The sequence below is a fragment of the Pseudomonas sp. MF08875 genome, assembly GCF_059862525.1.
In genome coordinates, this window is record NZ_JCBCUW010000047.1 from 1 (window position 1) to 18,668 (window position 18,668).

The following is an 18,668-nucleotide window of genomic DNA, read 5'->3' on the forward strand; positions in this document are numbered from 1 at the left end:
TGAGTCAGCTGCCGGTAATGCGTAGTCATCTGCGCTTGAATCCTTCGGTGTGAGAGCCTGGATTCTACCGGTGGCTGGCTCTCTGCCTCTCGTTTCAAGCGTTGCGCTTATTCTATGAATTCAGGGGCCAAAATATCCCAGTAAACTTGTTCAAGCCGCAGGCAAGTTGCAAAGCCGTTCAATCGCACCGACCGAGACAACGGTTGAGCCAACCCCATATCAAACTCACGAACAAAAGGATCAACCTTTACATCCTGAAAGCGGCTTATTTCCCTTATACCTTTACCTACCCCTCTCCCCATTACCTTGACACTCCTTTGCCGCGTATTATTTCGACAGAAAATAAACAATCTGTTACTTATAAAAGCTTAACCAGATATTTATATCCAGACGACTTTATGACTACAGCTGTAGGACAAGCCAACAATAGGGGAGCGATTTATATCCCGTTAAAATATTATAAATATAAGTGGATACCACATTAAAACCAAAGACACCGAATTGGATTGCCCAACCCAGCGCCACTCCCAACCCCAGAAAAGCCTTGCGCGAGCGCTGCCTAACGGCATCGCTCGCGCCAAAAACGCAATCAGTGATCGAGTAGAGAACGCAGCATCCATGCGGTTTTTTCGTGTACTTGCATACGCTGAGTTAATAGATCTGCAGTAGGCTCATCACTCACTTTGTCAAGTAAAGGAAAGATACCTCGCGCGGTACGTGTCACCGCCTCTTGCCCTTGCACAAGTTGCCTTATCATATCTTCAGCGCTGGGCACACCCTCCTCTTCTTTTATGGAAGACAACCGCGCATAAACTGAATAAGCACCCGGCGCAGGAAAACCCAAGGCACGAATACGTTCGGCAATAGCGTCGACGGCCAAGGCCAGTTCGTTATATTGCTCCTCAAACATCAAGTGCAGCGTGCGAAACATGGGCCCGGTAACGTTCCAGTGAAAGTTATGGGTCTTCAAATAAAGTACATACGTATCCGACAGCAGGCGCGAGAGCCCCTCTACTATCGATTTGCGATCTTCTTCGCTGATACCAATATCAATAGCCATGTTTATCCCCTAAAAAATGATTGAACTCATCCAGCAGGTGCAAGGCCACTCTAGCAAGAGTCCCGGGGGCTTGCAGGCTTGATTGCCGCCCGCTCCTCCAACGCGCGATAGGGGCAACCGACAAAGGGCCAGACAAGCGCAATTCACCGCCCCACCTGTCTAGATCAGGCCTTCGCCCGCAAAAATCGGGGCGCAGCCCCTGGGCCGCGGGAAAAGTGAGCTGTTACCGGATTTGAGTAGGTGCAGCCTTTGCTGTTAAATAGACCGTGTGTCGTTGCGCCCGTCTACCTGGGCGCCGCGCATAGGCTGATCTGCGTACGTGTCCAGCGCCTCACACTGTTCAGAAGCGAACCGTACGCAATCCGCTCTTCCTTGTGATCCGTCTTAACGTGAGTTAATCAAAATGTTGAAAATCGTCCACCTGCTAACGGGCGCGGCAGCCTTGCTGCTGTCCTTTATTCCCAGTCTGCGATCCGAAGCCGTCCCTTACCTGCAACAACCCGATGCGCTGTACCTGGCGTTCTTTGGCCTGCTCAACCTGGTCCTGGCCCCCGTCATTCCTTACTGGAACAAAGGTCCGCGCCATCAGCTGCAAAACCTGGTCAGCGCGCTGCTGGTCCTTGCCGTAGTCCTGCAAATCCTCACCCTGCTCGCGCCATTACCGGTAATCGCCGGTCAACCGGCCATTCTGGTCAGCGGCTTGACCGCTTTGCTGGCGGTGCTACTGCACTTGGGCATCAGCTTCTATACCTCATCGCCGGTCGCCGCCTCCCAAAGCTACGACATGAGCAACCGCGATACCGGTACGGTGAAGTGGTTCAACACCTCCAAGGGTTTTGGCTTCATTTCCCGCGATTCCGGTGATGACATCTTCGTGCACTTTCGCGCCATTCGTGGCGAAGGCCACCGCGTCCTGGTCGAAGGCCAGCGTGTTGAGTTCTCGGTGATGAACCGTGACAAAGGCCTGCAAGCCGAAGACGTGATCGCTGCCCTGCCGCGCCGCTGATCGGCTAAAAAAAACCGCGAGGCAGCCAGGCTGCTCGCGGTTTTTTATTGCCTGGCGATCAGCCCCTCAATAATGAGGCGGCGGCGCGTCCTGCTCGAAGGTCTCGAACTGCCCGACCATTTCTTCCTGGCGTTTGAGTAGCGCGGCCATTTGCAGTTGCAAACGGTCGACCACACGTTGCTGAGCCACCAGCACATCATTCAAGGCAGTGATGGTGTCATCCTGAAAAGCAAGGCGGCTCTCCAGTTCGGTCACTCGGTTTTCCAGGCTCATGACTCAATTCTCCACGAAGATGAAGTTGTCAGTCAGCACCGGGCGCAAACGCGCACGAATCGCCGCGACCTGTTCTGCACTATAAGGCTTGGCCGGATGTTTGCCCCAAACCGGCGCCGGCCAGGCGGCATCGTCGCGCTTGCGCACGATAACGTGCATATGCAATTGACTGACGACGTTGCCAAGGGTCGCCACATTCATCTTGTCGGCGTCGAACAAATCCTTGAGTAACTCCGCCAACGCTGTGGTTTCCAGCCACAGCTGCTGCTGGTCGCCAGTGTCGAGCTCGAACAACTCACTGATCTGGTCGCGACGGGGCACCAGGATGAACCATGGGTAAGTCGAATCATTGGACAGCAGCAACCGCGACAGGGGGAAATCCCCGATAACGAGGGTGTCTTGTTCAAGTCGTGCATCTAAAGCAAACACTGGGCGTACTCCCGCTCAGTTGATCTGAAGTCTGCCCGGCTCCCGGCCTTGACACGGAAAATCGGGCCGCAGGCGAGCAGCATACCTGCGAATGCACCTGCCTTCACGGGCCAGGGCACAATAGGGTTACCGGGCAAGCTTCCCCTAACAGCACACGCCCCAAAATGGGACATTTTTTACGCTGACGCACCATTCGGGGCAATCGGGGTGGGCGGCGGTTTCAATTAAGCACTATCCCCCGCAGTAACCTTGCCGGCGTTGCACGCTCCCCCGAGCCGCCCGCAAAAGACCGCTCATCGCCTGCGCACCAAAAACGCGCGGCGCGGCTACTCTTAGTGCGTCGAGCATCCGCCGTCTACCCAGCGTTCGGTGTGAACCGGTAACGTTTTGAAATAACGGGTTCATCCACCGACGCTGAATACCAGGAAAAAACCTGCGTCAAGCCCCAAAAAAATCCGCTCAACCCCCGGCTTTATGAGGCCTTTACAGGGGAGCATGCGTATTTAGAAAAAAACAGCGACAGAAATCGGATTTGTGCACGCTTGTTGCATTCACCCACACCATTGTCGAAAAGAGACCTTCCTAGCAGGGTGCTCTTCAAGACTCATAACAAGAGTGGCAAGGCTGCCCATGGTGATCGCGCTGGTTTGGCACAACGTCTTTTTCATCCGTGCCAAAGGCTCTAAAGCAGCGTGAAAGTTGTCAGCACGATGACAGCAGGAGGTTAAATTTGCGACACCTATCGAGCCGTTTGCGACATGGTCGTAAAGATGCCGAAAGGATAGAGGCGCAAGTATCGCCAACATTGTCAGCGTGATATAAGTTTGCGCCGACACAAAAAGAAAGAGCCGCCCAGATAATAAAACAGGTGGAGCGGCAACACTCTTCTAAAAACCAAAGGAGCAAATCACGATGCGCGTGATGAAGTGGAGCATGATCGCACTGGCTGTTTCAGCAGGCACCTCGCAGTTCGCAATCGCGTCCTCCCAGGACGAGTCCAAAGGCTTTGTTGAAGACAGTTCGCTCGTCGCAAAGACTCGTATGGAGTACATGAACCGCGACTTCAAGAATGGCAACGGCAACGTTCGCAAGCCTAACGGCAACTACACCAGCGGTCCTAACAACAAACTTAGCGGCTATCGTCAGGACACCGGCCTGAGCGAACTGGTGACTTTTGAGTCGGGCTTCACTCAGGGCACCATCGGCGTGGGCGTTGATGCCTTTGCCGGCGGCTCGGTCAAACTCGATGGCGGCTCGGGCCGTGCGGGTAACGGTCTGTTCGCCAACAATGGCGAGGGCCAACCGGAAGACACTCAGTCCCGCGCTGGCGGTGCTGTGAAATTCCGCCTTTCGGACACCGTCCTCAAATACGGTAACCAAGTCGTTGCAAGCCCCGTGTTCTCCACCGATGACAGCCGCCTGCTGCCAGAGATCGCCACCGGCACCTTGATTACCAGCAAGGAAATCAAAGGCCTGGAGCTGTCCGCTGGCCGCTTCAGCGCCATGAGTTCGCAAACCGGCATGGGCCGTGACAGCATCAATGGCAAGCACTCCCCAGGCCTGACAGCCGCCAACATCGCGGGCGCGACTTACCAGTTCACCGATAATTTCGTAGGCGGCGTCGCTGCTTCCGATATTGATGACTACTTCAAGAAGCAGTACGTCAACCTGAACTACACCCTGCCAATCGCAGACAGCCAGTCGCTGAACTTCGACTTCAACGGTTACCGTACCAAGGGCGACGGCCAGGAGCTGGCAGGCGCTGTCGACAACAAGATCTGGTCCCTGGCAGCGGCCTACACCCTGGGTTCCCATAAGTTCACCATCGCGCACCAACGCTCCAGCGGCGACGCAGGCTACTACTACGGCGTAGATGGCGGCGGCACCGTGTTCCTGGCCAACTCCATCCAGATTTCCGACTTCAACCAAAAAGATGAGCGTTCGTGGCAAGCCGCGTACACCATCAACATGGCTGAATACGGCGTGCCTGGCCTGAGCCTGATGACTCGCTACGTGACCGGTGACAATATCGATACCGGCGGCAATGGCGAAGGCAAAGAACACGAATGGAACTACGAAGCCAAATACGTAGTGCAAGAAGGCCAGGCCAAGGATCTGTCCTTCCGCTTCCGCAGTGCGGTTTACCGCGCCAACGAATCCCTGGGTGACAGCGGCAACAACAACGACGTCCGTCTGATCGTTGAGTACCCGCTGAGCATCTTGTAATCGCTTGGTAGTTCAACAGCGCCCTAAACGCTGCTGTAACTAAGAAGGCGCCCTCCTGAATATGGGGGGCGCCTTTTTTATGGCTTGGGTATTGCACAACCCCAGCAACTAAATAGCAAGCTAACCAACTAACTAAGCTCGACTAGTTACCGAGCCACGGGTACGGCCCCCATTAGTTATGCGTCAAAAAATAAAAGCATTGATTTTCATAGGCATAAAAAACTCAAGAGGCCATAAGCCTCTTGAGTTAACTTCCGATACTTGACCAAACAGACAAGTATTATGCGTTGGTCGATTCCTGAACCACGCGAATCACGCGCTGAGGAAACGGAATATCGATACCCGCGGCTTTCAAACGATCGCGCGAGTGTTCGTTGAAGTGGAACATCACGTCCCAGTAATCCGCCGTTTTCACCCACACCCGCAGCGACACGGTGATTGAGCTGTCGCCCAAGGTAGACACCACGGCCGCCGGCGCCGGGTCGGCCAATACGCGTTCGTCGCGGGCCAGTTCCAGCAGCACTTCACGGGCCTTTTGCAGGTCGGCCTCGTAATCGACACCCACGTCGAACACCACTTTGCGCGTGGGCTGGCGATTGGTGTTGGTGATGATGCCGTTGGACAGGATGCCGTTGGGCACGATCACGGTTTTGTTGTCGCCGGTACGAATCACGGTGTGGAAGATTTGGATGCTGTCCACCGTGCCCGCCGTGCCTTGGGCTTCGATCCAGTCACCGATGCGAAATGGGCGAAACAGCAGGATCAGCACGCCACCGGCGAAGTTCGCCAGGCTGCCCTGCAACGCCAGGCCGATGGCCAGTGTGGCGGCACCGATGGCGGCCACGAACGAGGTGGTTTCCACGCCGATCATCGAGGCCACGCTGACGATCAGCATGACCTTGAGCACGATGTTCGCCAGGCTGGTGACGAAGCCCTGCAACGCCAGGTCCGCGTTGCGCAGGGCGAGCAAACGGCCAACCTTGTGGGTGAGTTTGTTAATCAGCCACCAGCCGATGGCCAGGGTGACGATGGCCAGCAGCACGCGGCTGCCGTATTCCATAATCATCGGGATCCAGGCCTGGGAGGCTTTGACCAGGTTCTCGACTTCAGCATTTAAGTCCATCTGACTCTCCTTATTTCCGGCTTCCCGGCACGCAAAACCAAGCGGCAGAAACCCCAGGCACTGCTGGCCCGGTGGTTTCTGCCGTTACTGGGGCCTCGGACGCCGAAAACGCCGAGAGGTTCCCACCCCATGGATCAGTCGCGGAAGTTGTTGAACTGCAACGGCATGCCGAATTCCTTGGCCCGCAGCGCGGCGATGGCCTCTTGCAGGTCATCGCGTTTTTTGCCGGTGATGCGCACCTGCTCGCCTTGGATGGCGGCCTGCACTTTGAGCTTGGCGTCTTTGACGTGGGCGACGATTTTCTTCGCCAGCTCCTTGTCGATGCCTTCCTTGAGCACGGCTTCCTGCTTGACGACCTTGCCCGAAGCGTAGGCGTCCTTGACCTCCAGGCACTGCACGTCGATCTTGCGCTTGACCAGGGCCAGCTTGAGGATCTCGATCATGGCTTCAAGCTGGAAATCCGCTTCAGCGGTCAGGTTGACCGTCAGGTCTTTTTCCTTGAACTCGAAGCTGCCCTTGCCTTTAAGGTCATAGCGACGGTCGAGCTCTTTGACGGCGTTTTCCACCGCGTTGGTGAGTTCGTGTTTGTCCAGTTCCGATACCACGTCGAACGACGGCATATCATTTCTCCAATAAAAAGGGGCGTGGCTCGATGAAAACGGAGCACGCCCGGCTTGCGGTTAAAATCCGCGCTGATTATAACGGGTCTTTCCCCTGCGAAGCTGCGAGCCTGACATGCACCTGCCCCACCGAGCAAAAAGCTGATGGCCACTCCTTGGCACGTTCTCGGCGCTGGCAGCCTGGGTACCCTCTGGGCCACACGGCTGGCCCGCGCCGGTCTGCCCGTGCGGTTGATCCTGCGCAACGCTGCGCGCCTTGTGGCCTACCAGGCCGTAGGCGGCTTGACCCTGGTGGAGCAAGGTGATGTCAGTTTCCACGCCATTACCGGCGAAACGCCTGACACCGGCGAACCCATCCACCTCCTCCTGGTAGCGTGCAAAGCCTACGACGCCGAACCCGCTGTCGCACAAATAGCCCACCGCCTCGCGCCTGGCGCCCAGGTGATCCTGCTGCAGAACGGCCTCGGCAGCCAGGACGCCGTGGCCGCGCGGGTGCCTGGGGCGCGGTGTATTTTTGCGTCCAGCACCGAAGGTGCCTTTCGCGACGGCGACTGGCGCGTGGTGTTCGCCGGCCACGGCTTCACCTGGCTGGGGGACGTGCGCCAACCGCTGGCGCCGCTGTGGTTGGAGGATCTGAGCGCGGCCGGCATCCCCCATGAGTGGAGCGCCGACATCCTCACACGCCTGTGGCGCAAACTGGCCCTCAACTGCGCGATCAACCCTCTGACGGTACTGCACGGTTGCCGCAACGGTGGCCTGCTGGCCCACCACTGTGAAGTGGCCACCCTCTGTGCCGAGCTGGGCGAGTTGCTCGAACATTGCGGCCAACCCGCCGCCGCGCTGGACCTGCCCGCAGAAGTGGAGCGGGTAATCCAGGCCACGGCCGCCAACTACTCGTCGATGTACCAGGATGTCGCCCACCAGCGCCGCACCGAAATCAGCTACTTGCTCGGCTACGCCTGCGCGGCTGCAACGCGCCATCAGCTCAACCTGCCCCACCTCGAGCAATTGCAACAGCGCCTCATCGCGCACCTGGCCACGGGCGGATTGCCCACAGGCTGAGCAGCGGCTACGCTGCCTGCCTATTCCCCTTTCGCGACGACCCCGATGCCTTTGCGCCAGCGCCTTGAAAACCTGCCGGTCGGCCAGAAACTGCTCGCCGCCCTGCTGGTGCTACTGACCACTGTGTTGCTGGTGGCCAACCTGACCTTTATCAGCGCAGCCTATTGGATCTCCCAGGAGAGCATGGCGCCCCAGGCCCTGCAGACCATCGGCCGGTTGGTGTCCAACCCGAGCCTCGCGGCCCAGGCCCTGGATTCGCCACACAACGCCCGGCTGTTACTCGACGAACTCAACAGCTATACGCCATTGCGGGCCGCAGCGCTCTACGACAGCACCGGCAAGCGCCTGGCCCAGTTGCAGCACGGCGAAAACCTCGACCTGCCCATGCACTATCGGCATATCGAGGCCTGGCAGGTCACCGAGTTTCGCAGCAACCAAGTCATCGCCCTGCCCCGGGCCGGCCAAGCGCCAGGCCATCTGTTGCTGGTGGCCAGCAGCGAACTGCCCATGGCCTTCTATACCGGCACCTTGACGGCCAGCCTGGGGATCCTGATCTTCAGCGTCCTGCTCTGGCTGGTTATCGCGCGGCAGATCAAACGCCTGATTACCCGGCCCATCCACCAGCTCGAAGAGTTGTCGCGCCAGGTCACTCGGGAAGAGAACTACGCCCTGCGCGCATCACGAGGCAACCACGACGAAATCGGCAGCCTGGCCGAAGCCTTCAACACCATGCTCTCGCGCATCGAAGCCCGGGAGCAGCAACTCAAACGCGCCCGCGACGACTCCCAGGCAGCCTACGACCAGGCCCAGGGCCTGGCCGAAGAAACCCGCCATACCAACCGCAAGCTGGAGCTGGAAGTCCAGGTGCGCAGCAAGATCGAGAAGAAACTCACCGGTTTCCAGAACTACCTCAACAGCATCATCGACTCCATGCCCTCGGCCCTGATCGCCCTCGATGAACAGCTCTACGTCACCCAGTGGAACCAGGAGGCCAGTGCCCTCTCCGGCACGCGCCTGGACGAAGCGCTGAACCAGCCGATATTCCTCGCCTTCGAGCCACTCAAACCGTTCCTGGCGCAACTCAAGGAAACCGTCGAAGAACACACCGTGACCAAGGTCGAACGCGTGACCTGGTTCAAGGACGACGAGGCGCGGCACTACGCCCTGACCTTCTACCCGCTGATGGGCGGTGCCGGGCGCGGGGTGGTGATCCGCATCGACGACATCACCCAGCGCCTGTCCCTGGAAGAAATGATGGTGCAATCGGAAAAAATGCTCTCGGTCGGTGGCCTCGCGGCCGGCATGGCCCACGAGATCAACAACCCCCTGGGGGCGATCCTGCACAACGTGCAGAACATCCGCCGCAGGTTGTCACCCGAGTTGCCGAAGAACCTCGAACACGCCGAGCAAGTGGGAGTTGAGCTCGATACCGTCAACCGCTACCTGCACAGCCGCGAAGTGCCGCAACTGCTCGATGGCATCCAGCAGGCCGGCGCCCGTGCGGCAAAAATCGTCACCCACATGCTCAGCTTCAGCCGCCGTAGCAACCGGCAGATGGCGCCGTGCGACCTGCCGGCGCTGATCGATCAAGCCGTGGAAATCGCCAGCAATGACTTTGACCTAGCCATCGGCTTCGACTTCAAGGGCCAGGCCATCACACGCCAGTTCGACCCGGCGCTGGAACCCGTGCCCGGCACCGCCAACGAGTTGGAGCAAGTGCTGCTCAACCTGTTGAAAAACGCCGCCCAGGCCATTCACCTGCGCGAAGGCCCCTGCGAACCGGGGCGGATCATCCTGCGCACGCGCCTGAACCCGCCGTGGGCGGAAATCCAGGTCGAGGACAACGGCATCGGCATGAGCGAACACGTGCGCAAACGCACCTTCGAGCCCTTCTTCACCACCAAGGAAATCGGCCAGGGCACCGGCCTTGGCCTGTCGGTGTCCTATTTCATCATCACCAACAATCACAAGGGCCAGATGGAAGTGCAATCAACCCTCGGCCAGGGCACCTGCTTCACCCTGCGCCTGCCCCTGGCGAGTAGCCCGCCCGTCACCGCGCTACAGAATGTATTGGAGAGTTAGCTATGGGCTTTCGCCTGTCGAAGATTTACACCCGCACCGGCGACAAAGGCGAAACCGGCCTGGGTGACGGGCGGCGCGTGCCCAAGGACCACCCGCGCATCGAAGCCATTGGCGAAGTGGACACCCTTAACAGCCAACTCGGTGTGTTGCTGGCAGGGTTGGCCGAGGCCAGCCTGGCTTGCCCCGGGCTGGAGGAGATCATTGAGGTTCTGGCGCCCTGCCAGCATCGTTTGTTCGACCTCGGTGGTGAGTTGGCGATGCCGGTCTACCAGGCGCTCAACAGTGAGCAGATCGAACAGCTCGAAAGCGCGATTGACCGCTGGAACGAGGAACTGGGCCCCCTGGAGAATTTCATCCTGCCCGGCGGCTCGCTGCTGATCGCCCAGGCCCACGTCTGCCGCAGCCTGGCCCGCAGCGCCGAACGCCGCTGCCAACAGCTCAACGCGGTGGAACCGCTGCAAGGCGTGGGGTTGGCGTATATCAATCGGCTATCGGATTTGCTGTTCGTTGCCGCGCGCCTGGTGGCCAAGCGCCAAGGGGTGGCGGAAGTACTGTGGGCAGCGGCGAGTAAGCCGCAGGGTTAAACGGCGCCTGTCCGGGCACCCTCAAGCCTGCGGCCAGAACGCCCGAATCCCCGCCACACCCTGCGCACCTGCGTCCCAGGCCTGTTGCCGCTGATCCGGGCCGACACCGCCGAGCAGAAACACCGGTTTACTGAAGTGGGCGATCAGTTGCCGCGCCTGCTCCCAACCCAGGGGCTCGGCATCGGGATGGGTCTGGGTCGGTTGCACGGGCGACAGGGTGACGAAATCCACGCCCATGCGCTCGGCCAGGGACAGCTCCTCAGCGTTATGGCAGGACGCCGCCAACCAGCGCGAAGCCGGCAGCGGGCGGCCCTTGTCCGCATATTTGCGCAATTGTGCAGCGGTGATGTGCCAACCCGCCGACGGAAAATCCCCCAACCACTCGAACGGCCCCTTGAGCATCAACTGCGCTTTGCCCGCGCACAGACCCACGGCGTCCACCGCCAGGTCGCGGTATTGCGGGTCGTAGCCGTTGGGTGCGCGCAGTTGCAACAGGCGTGTGCCGTTGGCGATGGCTTTTTGCATGCCACGCAACAGCGCCGGGGTTTCCAGGCCTTCGGGGGTAATCAGGTATTCGCTGGGCAGGCGTGCGGCGGCAACGATGGGCTGATTGGCTGCCGGAAATTCGTAGCCCGCCAGCTCCCGCGCCGACACCCAAGCCAATGGCTGGCCTTCGGCGCCATGGGGCTCGCCGGTAAAACCGGACACTTCCCAGACATCCAACAGCACCTGTTTGTCCGGGTAATCGTGGCGCACCTTAATCAAAGGGCGCGCCGCCGTGACCTGGATGCCCAGCTCCTCTTGCAACTCACGGCCCAAGGCCGCCTCAACCGCTTCGCCGTCCTCGACCTTACCGCCAGGAAACTCCCACAAACCGCCCTGGTGCTGGGTGTCGGCACGCCGGGCGATGAGGATTTTGCCGGCGCTATCACGAATGACCGCCGCCGCTACATGAACGCGTTTCACCGTACCACTTCCTCCAACCCAGCCTTGTGCCAGGCCATAAAGGCCGGCCACTGGTAAATCGTTTCGACATAAGCCGCGTCCGCTGCCGACAGCGGCACCTGATAGGTGCGCAGGCGCACGGCGACAGGGGCGAAAAAGGCATCGGCCAAGGTAGCGCCGCCAAACAGGAATGGCCCGACCTCGGTGGATTGGGCCCGGCACTCGGCCCACAGCGCCGCCATGCGCTCGATATCGGCCTGAGCCTCGGCGGGCATCGGCACCAACGGCGCGTTGCGGCTCAGGTCAAAGGGCAAATTGGCGCGCAGGCCGAAAAAGCCACTGTGCATCTGTGCGCAAGCCGAACGGGCCTGGGCCCGGGCAGCCTTGTCCGCTGGCCAGAGTTGGGCCTGGGGAAAGCTTTCGTTGAGGTATTCGGCAATGGCCAGGGAGTCGGCAACCACACCGTGCTCGGTTTGCAGCAACGGCACCTTGGCGGTGGCCGAGAACTTGAGCAGACGCTCGCGGGTGTCGGGCTGGTTGAGTTTGACCCGCTCTTCACTGTAAGCCACGCCCGCCAGCTCAAGGGCCAGGGCCGCGCGCAGGGACCAGGATGAATACAGTTTGTCGCCGATTATCAGGTGCAGGCTCATGGTCGGGACCTCCAGATAAAAAGGTGCGGTAACCGTGGGAGAGAGCAGGCCCTCCCCCACGCAGTGCGGACACCTTAGGTGCGGTACTCCGCATTGATTTTCACGTACTCGTGGGACAGGTCGGTGGTCCAGATGGTTTCGCTGCACTGGCCACGGCCCAACTCGATACGGATGGTGATCTCCTCGCGCTGCATCACCGCCGAGCCCTGGGCTTCGGTGTAGGTCGCAGCGCGGGCGCCACGGCTGGCGATGCACACTTCGCCCAGGAACACGTCGATCTTGCTCACGTCCAGGTCGGCCACACCGGCGCGGCCGACGGCGGCGAGGATGCGCCCCCAGTTCGGGTCGCTGGCGAACAGGGCGGTCTTGATAAGCGGCGAGTGCGCCACGGTGTAGCCCACGTCCAGGCATTCCTGGTGGGTGCCGCCACCGTTGACTTGGACGGTGACGAACTTGGTCGCGCCTTCGCCGTCGCGCACGATGGCTTGGGCCACGTCCATGCACACCTCGAACACCGCTTGCTTGAGGGCCGCGAACAACGGGCCGCTGGCCTCGGTGATGGCCGGCAGGTCAGCCTGGCCGGTAGCTATCAGCATGCAGCAGTCGTTGGTCGAGGTGTCGCCATCGATGGTGATGCGGTTGAACGACTTGTTGGCGCCGTCCAGCAGCAGGTTTTGCAGCACCTCGCGGGACACTTTGGCATCGGTGGCGATATAGCCGAGCATGGTGGCCATGTTCGGGCGGATCATCCCCGCGCCCTTGCTGATGCCGGTGACGGTGATGGTCACGCCGTCATGCACGAACTGCCGGCTCGCGCCCTTGGGCAGGGTGTCGGTGGTCATGATGCCGGTGGCGGCGGCGGCCCAGTTGTCCACGGACAGGTCGTCCAGGGCAGCCTGCAAGGCGCCTTCGATCTTCTCCACTGGCAGCGGCTCGCCAATCACACCGGTGGAATACGGCAGCACCAGGCTGGCGTCCACACCCGTCAGCTCGGCCAGTTTCGCGCAGGTGCGCGCAGCTGCGGCCAGGCCTGGCTCACCGGTGCCGGCGTTGGCGTTGCCGGTGTTGGTCAGCAGGTAACGCACCGGGCCCTGAACCCGCTGCTTGGCCAGGATCACCGGCGCGGCGCAAAAGGCGTTGAGGGTAAACACCCCGGCCACAGTAGAACCTTCGGCGCAGCGCATCACCACCACGTCCTTGCGACCCGCACGTTTGATGCCGGCCGAGGCGATGCCGAGTTCAAAACCGGCTACCGGGTGCAGCGTGGGCAAAGGACCAAGACCAACAGCCATGAATGCGCTCCTTAATAAATGTTGTCAGCGCCGTCGCGGCTCGATTGAGGGAGGCGGGACGGTGAATTAAATGGCAAAACGCCGCGACGGCAGGAGCCGGTCGCGGCGCGGGTGTATCAGCCTGTGAAACGGGGTTTTACTGGATCTGCCCGTGACAGTGCTTGAACTTCTTGCCCGAACCGCAGTAGCACAGCTCATTGCGGCCCAGCTTTTGCTCGTTGCGCACCGGCGCGGTAGCCAGGGCGACATCGACTTCCTCGCCGAGGATTTGCGGCTCTTCGAGGCCTGGGGCTTCGTCGTGCTGGAACTGCATGCGGGCGGCCAATGCCTCGGCCTCCTCGCGCAGGCGTGCTTCTTCTTCGATCGGGTCTTCGCGGCGAACCTGGACGTGGGACAAGACACGGATCGAGTCGCGCTTGATCGAATCCAGCAGCTCGGAGAACAGCGTGAAGGATTCGCGCTTGTATTCCTGCTTCGGGTTCTTCTGCGCATAGCCACGCAAGTGGATGCCGTGGCGCAGGTGATCCATGGTCGAGAGGTGGTCTTTCCACAGGTCGTCGAGCACACGCAGCACGATCTGCTTCTCGAAGGTGCGCAGCGCCTCGGCGCTCGCCTGCTCTTCTTTCTCGTTGTACGCGGCCAGCAGCTCGGTCATCAGCTTCTCGCGCAGCGTCTCCTCGTAGAGGTGGTCGTCTTCGTCGAGCCACTGCTGGATCGGCAGCTTCACGCCGAAATCGCTTTCGATGGCGGCTTCCAGGCCCGCCACGTCCCACTGCTCGGGCAGCGATTGCGGCGGGATGTGGGCGCTGACGGTGGCGTTGAGCACGTCCTGACGGAAATCGGCGATGGTCTCGCCAATGTTGTCAGCGGCCAACAGCGTGTTGCGCATGTGGTAGATCACCTTGCGCTGCTCGTTGTTGACGTCGTCGAACTCCAGCAATTGCTTACGGATATCGAAGTTGCGGCCTTCAACCTTGCGCTGGGCCTTTTCGATGGCGTTGGTCACCATGCGGTGCTCGATCGCCTCGCCCGGCTGCATGCCCAGGGCCTTCATGAAGTTCTTCACCCGGTCAGAGGCGAAGATGCGCATCAGGCTGTCTTCCAGCGACAGGTAGAAACGGCTGGAACCGGCATCACCCTGGCGACCGGCACGGCCACGCAATTGGTTGTCGATACGGCGCGATTCGTGGCGCTCGGAGGCAATCACCTGCAAACCGCCCGACTCGAGCACCTGCTGGTGGCGCTTCTGCCAATCGGCTTTGATCTGGGCGATCTGTTCCGGTGTAGGGTTTTCCAGGGAAGCGACTTCCACTTCCCAGTTGCCGCCCAGCAGGATGTCGGTACCGCGACCGGCCATGTTGGTGGCGATGGTCAACGCACCCGGGCGACCGGCCTGGGCGATGATTTCCGCTTCCTTCTCGTGGAACTTGGCGTTGAGCACCTTGTGCTCGATGCCTTCTTTCTCAAGCAGGCGCGAAACGTGCTCGGAGGTCTCGATGGTCGCGGTGCCCACCAGGATCGGACGGCCCTGGGCCATGCCTTCCTTGATGTCATTGATGATCGCCGCGTACTTCTCTTCGGCGGTCAGGAACACCAGGTCGTTGTAGTCCTTGCGCGCCAACGGCTTGTTCGGCGGGATCACCATCACGGACAGGCCGTAGATCTGGTGGAACTCGAACGCTTCGGTGTCGGCCGTACCGGTCATGCCGGAGAGCTTGTTGTACAGGCGGAAGTAGTTCTGGAACGTGGTCGAGGCCAATGTCTGACTTTCGGCCTGGATGTTCAGGTTTTCCTTGGCCTCGATGGCCTGGTGCAGGCCTTCGGACAGACGACGGCCCGGCATGGTGCGGCCAGTGTGTTCGTCCACCAGGACGACCTGGCCTTCCTGCACGATGTATTCGATATTGCGGTGAAACAGCGTGTGCGCACGCAGGCCGGCATAAACGTGGGTCAACAGGCCCAGGTTATGCGCCGAGTACAGGCTCTCGCCTTCAGCCAGCAGGCCGACGCGGGTGAGCATTTCCTCGATGAACTGGTGGCCCGCTTCGTTGAGCTCGACCTGGCGGGTCTTCTCGTCGACGGTGTAGTGGCCGGCCTTGGTGACTTCGCCTTCCACTTCCTCGACATGCAGCTCCAGTTGCGGGATCAACTTGTTGATCTCGATATAGAGCTTGGAACTGTCTTCGGCCTGGCCGGAGATAATCAGCGGGGTACGGGCTTCGTCGATGAGGATGGAGTCGACTTCGTCGATCACGGCAAAGTTGAGTTCGCGCTGGAATTTTTCTTCCATGCTGAACGCCATGTTGTCGCGCAGGTAGTCGAAACCGAATTCGTTGTTGGTGCCGTAGGTGATATCGGCGGCGTAGGCGGCACGCTTTTCTTCCGGCGGCTGGAACGGCGTGACCACGCCGACCGTCAGGCCGAGGAACTCATAGAGCGGGCGCATCCAGTTGGCGTCACGGCGGGCCAGGTAATCGTTCACCGTCACCACGTGCACGCCCTTGCCGGACAGAGCGTTGAGGTACACGCCAAGGGTGGCGACGAGCGTCTTGCCTTCACCGGTGCGCATTTCCGCGATCATGCCTTCGTGCAAGGTCATGCCGCCGATCAACTGGACATCGAAGTGGCGCATGCCCATGACCCGCTTGCCCGCTTCACGGGCAACCGCGAAGGCTTCGGGAAGGAGCTTGTCGAGGGTCTCACCTTTGGCTATGCGGGCCTTGAACTCTTCGGTCTTGGCGCGCAATTGCTCGTCCGAGAGAGCGACCATCTGCTCTTCGAAGGCATTGACCAGCTGCACCGTTTTGAGCATGCGTTTGACTTCACGCTCATTCTTGCTTCCAAAAAGTTTCTTTAACAAAGGCGCAAACATATCGGCAGGTTCTTCCACACATAGGGATGGAGGGCGGCCCCGTGAGTCGCCCGAGCAGCCCTCATGGCCGCGCGAACGAGCATTCTACCCGGAAACGGTGGTGAGGAAAGTGGCGTTATTCCACGATGCTGGCACAGCGCTGTGACGGGGCTCACTTAAAATAAGGGCGTTTTGTTTAACTTCAACCCGCGCGGGGCATTAGTTAGTCATTGATTTAATGGGCAAAGCTTGCCCCGCGCAATGGGCCAGGGTGCCACAGGCTGTTTCTGCTACCATGGCCGCTCTGTTACTCCAGGTGTCCAGTCATGGCATTTCGCCCCCTCACCGCCCGGGCACCCGCCGTCCTGCTGCGTGAAGCCAAGCCATTAAAAGCCATTTTCAACCACGCCCAACGCCTGGCCCATTTGCAGCGCCTGGTGGAAAGCCAATTGCAACCGGCCGCCCGCGAGCATTGCCACGTGGCGTCCTGGCGCGAAGGCAGCCTGCTGTTGATCGTCACCGACGGGCATTGGGCCACCCGGTTGCGCTACCAGCAAAAACGCTTGCAGCGCCAATTACTGGCCTTCGATGAGTTCGCCAGCCTGACGCGCATTCTGTTCAAGGTGCAGCCGCCCACCGTGCAGCAAGGCGCTGCCGGCCACACCCTGGATTTGTCCTGCGCCGCAGCCGAAACCATCCAGGCCACGGCCGATGGCATCAGCGACCCGAACCTGCGCGCCGCGCTGGAGCGGCTGGCAGCCCACGCCAAACCCAAGGTGTAAGGGCGGCGGGCCTGCTCGCGTGTCGCCCCTCTTTACTTGCGCTTGCTCCCGCCCAGCAGCGACCCCATCAAGCCGCGCACCAATTGGCGGCCCATCTGGTTGGCCATCTGCCCCACCATGGATTTGAGCGCCCGCCCGGTCGGCGTACCCAAGAACTCCCCGGCACGGTCGACAAAACTCGGCTGCGCGGCGTCAGCCGTACCGGGCGCCGCGTCCTCTTGCGGCCCCAGGCCCTTGCGGTTCATCAACACTTCATAGGCCGACTCGCGGTCGATGGGTTTGTCGTAGCGCCCCTGCAACGGCGAGGCGGCGATCAAGGCGCCGCGCTCGGCCTCGGTCAACGGCCCGATGCGCGACTGCGGCGGCGCCACCAACACTCGCTGGACCATCCCCGGCGTGCCCTTTTCTTGCAGGGTGCCCACCAGCGCCTCGCCGGTGCCCAACTCGGTCAGCACTGCCAAAGCATCGAACGCCGGGTTGGGCCTGAAGCCTTCGGCCACCGCCCGCAGGGACTTCTGCTCCTTGGCGGTGAAGGCACGCAAGCCGTGCTGGATGCGCAAACCCAACTGCGCCAACACGTCATCGGGCAGGTCGCCCGGCGACTGGGTGACGAAGTACACCCCCACACCCTTGGAACGGATCAGCCGCACCACTTGCTCCAAGCGCTCCTGCAAGGCTTTGGGGGTGCCGGCGAACAGCAAGTGCGCCTCGTCGAAAAACAGCGCCAGCAACGGCTTTTCGCTGTCGCCGCGTTCGGGCAATTGCTCGAACAGCTCCGCCAGCAGCCACAGCAGGAAGGTCGCGTAAACCTTCGGCGCTTCGTGCACCAAGCGGCTGGCATCGAGCAAATGAATGCGCCCGCGGCCGTCGCTGGCCGGCGCGAGGATGTCTTGCAGTTGCAGCGCCGGTTCGCCGAACAACGCCTCGGCGCCCTGTTGCTCCAGGCTCGATAAACGGCGCATCAGTGCCTGGCTGGAGCCGGTGGTCATCAATGCACTGTCGTCGCCCAGCAACTGCGGGTTGTCGCGCAAATGGTTGAGCAGCGCCTTGAGGTCCTTGAGGTCCAGCAACAACAGGCCTTCGCGGTCCGCCACCTTGAACGCGGCGTAGAGCGCCGACTGCTGGCTGTCAGTCAGTTCCAGCAGGCTGCCCAGCAGCAATGGGCCCATTTCACTCAAGGTGGTGCGTAACGGGTGACCGCTCTTGCCGTGGATGTCCCACAGGGTCACCGGGTAGGCCGCCGGCGCGTGGTTGAGCCACGGCATGCCGGCGATGCGCTCGGCCACTTTGCCCTGGGGGTTGCCGGCGGCGCCGAGGCCGCACAGGTCGCCCTTGATGTCGGCGGCGAACACCGCCACGCCCGCGTCGCTGAAGGCTTCGGCCAGGCGTTGCAGGGTCACGGTCTTGCCGGTGCCGGTCGCCCCCGCAATCAGCCCGTGGCGGTTGGCCAAGCGCATGGCCTGGGCAATGGGCTGCCCTGTGAGGTCGGCACCGATAACGAGTTGCGATGAATCAGGCATTTTGTCACCCATGGTTAAGCTTTGGCTCTGAACGGTCGATAGAGAGTAGCGAGAGACCGGAAAAGACTGAAATTAACGTCAGATAATTCCCTAAGGAGCGGTGGAAGTATCAGCTTATTTTCAATGCTGGCCATTTTGCGTGCTTTTGCCATTGCACGCCCTG

The 18,668-nt window shown here is 60.7% G+C and carries 16 protein-coding genes and 1 pseudogene; 6 read left to right on the forward strand and 11 right to left on the reverse strand.

All coding sequences use genetic code 11. The features are described 5' to 3' along the window. Positions 1-128: 128 nt before the first annotated feature. A pseudogene (locus AC19YT_RS22560) lies at positions 129-302 on the reverse strand (ribbon-helix-helix domain-containing protein); the annotation flags it as partial. Positions 303-589: 287 nt separating this feature from the next. Continuing rightward, complete coding sequence (locus AC19YT_RS22565; RefSeq protein WP_095106616.1) at positions 590-1,060, reverse strand: Dps family protein; 471 nt, start codon at positions 1,058-1,060, stop codon at positions 590-592. 403 nt (positions 1,061-1,463) lie between these two features. On the opposite strand from AC19YT_RS22565, the gene AC19YT_RS22570 reads away from it, so the two are divergent. Beyond that, the gene (locus tag AC19YT_RS22570; protein WP_500598732.1) at positions 1,464-2,066 is read left to right on the forward strand and encodes a cold-shock protein; all 603 of its coding nucleotides are present in this window, start codon (positions 1,464-1,466) and stop codon (positions 2,064-2,066) included. 66 nt (positions 2,067-2,132) lie between these two features. Here AC19YT_RS22570 and AC19YT_RS22575 read toward each other — a convergent pair whose 3' ends face one another. Continuing rightward, a complete protein-coding gene (locus AC19YT_RS22575) occupies positions 2,133-2,339 on the reverse strand; it encodes a SlyX family protein (protein ID WP_095106612.1) in 207 nt (68 codons plus the stop codon). A 3-nt stretch (positions 2,340-2,342) separates the two neighbouring features. After that, the gene (locus AC19YT_RS22580; protein ID WP_500611064.1) at positions 2,343-2,768 is read right to left on the reverse strand and encodes an HIT family protein; all 426 of its coding nucleotides are present in this window, start codon (positions 2,766-2,768) and stop codon (positions 2,343-2,345) included. Positions 2,769-3,680: 912 nt separating this feature from the next. On the opposite strand from AC19YT_RS22580, the gene AC19YT_RS22585 reads away from it, so the two are divergent. Beyond that, a complete protein-coding gene (locus AC19YT_RS22585) occupies positions 3,681-4,994 on the forward strand; it encodes an OprD family porin (RefSeq protein ID WP_095106608.1) in 1,314 nt (437 codons plus the stop codon). A gap of 280 nt (positions 4,995-5,274) precedes the next feature. Here AC19YT_RS22585 and AC19YT_RS22590 read toward each other — a convergent pair whose 3' ends face one another. Next, complete coding sequence (locus tag AC19YT_RS22590) at positions 5,275-6,117, reverse strand: mechanosensitive ion channel family protein (protein ID WP_095106606.1); 843 nt, start codon at positions 6,115-6,117, stop codon at positions 5,275-5,277. Positions 6,118-6,251: 134 nt separating this feature from the next. After that, complete coding sequence (locus AC19YT_RS22595; protein WP_095106604.1) at positions 6,252-6,737, reverse strand: YajQ family cyclic di-GMP-binding protein; 486 nt, start codon at positions 6,735-6,737, stop codon at positions 6,252-6,254. Between the two features lie 144 nt (positions 6,738-6,881). Here AC19YT_RS22595 and AC19YT_RS22600 point away from each other — a divergent pair, with 144 nt between their 5' ends. The 3 genes from AC19YT_RS22600 to AC19YT_RS22610 are packed head-to-tail and all read left to right on the forward strand — an operon-like array spanning position 6,882 to position 10,465. Then, the gene (locus tag AC19YT_RS22600; RefSeq protein ID WP_500611065.1) at positions 6,882-7,799 is read left to right on the forward strand and encodes a putative 2-dehydropantoate 2-reductase; all 918 of its coding nucleotides are present in this window, start codon (positions 6,882-6,884) and stop codon (positions 7,797-7,799) included. Between the two features lie 45 nt (positions 7,800-7,844). Then, positions 7,845-9,881, forward strand: coding sequence for a sensor histidine kinase (locus tag AC19YT_RS22605; RefSeq protein WP_500598737.1), 2,037 nt, complete (start codon positions 7,845-7,847; stop codon positions 9,879-9,881). 2 nt (positions 9,882-9,883) lie between these two features. Continuing rightward, positions 9,884-10,465 carry a cob(I)yrinic acid a,c-diamide adenosyltransferase gene (locus AC19YT_RS22610; RefSeq protein WP_095106598.1) on the forward strand — a complete coding sequence of 194 codons (582 nt, stop codon included), beginning with the start codon at positions 9,884-9,886 and terminating at the stop codon, positions 10,463-10,465. A gap of 21 nt (positions 10,466-10,486) precedes the next feature. On the opposite strand, the gene AC19YT_RS22615 is transcribed toward AC19YT_RS22610, so the two are convergent. From AC19YT_RS22615 to secA, 4 genes are all read right to left on the reverse strand, one after another. Next, positions 10,487-11,431: a Nudix family hydrolase gene (locus AC19YT_RS22615; RefSeq protein WP_500598738.1), complete on the reverse strand. Its 945-nt coding sequence runs from the start codon at positions 11,429-11,431 to the stop codon at positions 10,487-10,489. Continuing rightward, entirely contained in the window at positions 11,428-12,060 is a 633-nt protein-coding gene (locus AC19YT_RS22620) for a glutathione S-transferase (RefSeq protein ID WP_500611066.1), read from the reverse strand. Before AC19YT_RS22620 ends, AC19YT_RS22615 begins: the two co-directional genes overlap by 4 nt. 74 nt (positions 12,061-12,134) lie before the next feature. Continuing rightward, complete coding sequence (gene argJ, locus AC19YT_RS22625; protein ID WP_500611067.1) at positions 12,135-13,352, reverse strand: bifunctional glutamate N-acetyltransferase/amino-acid acetyltransferase ArgJ; 1,218 nt, start codon at positions 13,350-13,352, stop codon at positions 12,135-12,137. A 136-nt stretch (positions 13,353-13,488) separates the two neighbouring features. Next, positions 13,489-16,224, reverse strand: a complete 2,736-nt coding sequence (gene secA, locus AC19YT_RS22630) for a preprotein translocase subunit SecA (protein ID WP_095106590.1) — start codon at positions 16,222-16,224, stop codon at positions 13,489-13,491. Positions 16,225-16,529: 305 nt separating this feature from the next. On the opposite strand from secA, the gene AC19YT_RS22635 reads away from it, so the two are divergent. Continuing rightward, positions 16,530-16,985 (forward strand): DUF721 domain-containing protein, encoded by a 456-nt coding sequence (locus AC19YT_RS22635; protein ID WP_095106588.1) that lies wholly within the window; start codon positions 16,530-16,532, stop codon positions 16,983-16,985. A gap of 32 nt (positions 16,986-17,017) precedes the next feature. On the opposite strand, the gene AC19YT_RS22640 is transcribed toward AC19YT_RS22635, so the two are convergent. Next, on the reverse strand, positions 17,018-18,505 hold the full coding sequence (locus AC19YT_RS22640) for a helicase HerA-like domain-containing protein (RefSeq protein ID WP_095107024.1): 1,488 nt from the start codon (positions 18,503-18,505) through the stop codon (positions 17,018-17,020). Positions 18,506-18,668 lie beyond the last annotated feature (163 nt).